Below are 1,043 nucleotides of genomic sequence, written 5' to 3' on the forward strand. Positions count from 1 at the left end.
AAAAAAAGCCGTCCTTTTGCTGTTATGCAAAAGGACGACTTGCTCGCGGTACCACCTTTAATTCCCGGCCTATCCAGCCGGACACTCTTGATCCTTAACGCAGATCACACGATGGCCGCTTCACGGTCATGCTCCCGGACGCGTTCCCTGCGCTGGCTCTGTTTCCTCTCAACTACGAAACTCGCTTTAAGAGCCGGGGGAGCAGGTACTACTTCCTTCGCTTTAGTTGTTAGATGTTATTCTAACAGGTCTCTCATTTTATTCAAGCCCTTTTTACAAACTTTTTTGAATTTTTTCTGCAAAAATTGCTTAAAACCGGTTGCAATTTTCATAGAATTGCCGTCAAACCGGGCCTGAGCGGGAATCAATAACTTTTTTAAAAACTTTGATTAAGACTTTAATCAATTGCTTTGACTTGCACTAAATAATGGGGTATTCTTTCCTCATGAACCAGAACCATCAAAATTAATCAGAAAGTCTAATATGCTCAATGAACACTGATAAAATCAAAATTTTCCTTGACCTGGCAGAAAGCCTGAACTTTTCGCGCACTGCCCAAAACATGAACATCACCCAATCAGCCGTTTCACAATCTATTTCTTCATTAGAACGCTATCTCAATACCAAACTCTTCTACCGCAGCCGCAAACAGGTAACTCTGACGCCGGCCGGACAGCTTTTTTACCAGGGCATGCATCCCGTAATCACCCAGTTCAACAAGGCGGTCACCCATGCCCGGGAAGTGGCCCAGTCGGTCAACACCCTGCTGACGATCGGCTTCGCCGGTTCAGGATACGACCGCTACGCGATCAACCAACTGGTGCAGGAATACAGCAAGTACAAGCCTGACGTCAAAATCTTCCTTGAAAACTATGACCACCGGACCATGGTGTCCAGGCTGAAACAGGGCTTTTGCGACGTGGTGCTGACCAGGCCTGAATCAATCGACTCCGGCATCACCCTCAGCTACCAAAAGCTGCTTGACGGCCGCTTCTACGCCGTCTGCAGCAAGCACTACGGCTATGCCGGCAGCCGGCCGGTAA

General features: G+C 47.8%; 1 protein-coding gene and 1 other annotated feature. The gene reads left to right on the forward strand.

Annotated elements, in window-relative coordinates; genetic code table 11:
* Positions 1 to 27: 27 nt before the first annotated feature.
* Positions 28 to 227, reverse strand: a binding site (T-box leader).
* A gap of 263 nt (positions 228 to 490) precedes the next feature.
* A partial coding sequence (locus lacNas_RS01120; protein WP_201330989.1) for a LysR family transcriptional regulator occupies positions 491 to 1,043 on the forward strand: 553 nt, incomplete at its 3' end.

Origin of the sequence: Lactobacillus nasalidis (assembly GCF_016587775.1) — a bacterium.
Classification (GTDB): domain Bacteria; phylum Bacillota; class Bacilli; order Lactobacillales; family Lactobacillaceae; genus Lactobacillus; species Lactobacillus nasalidis.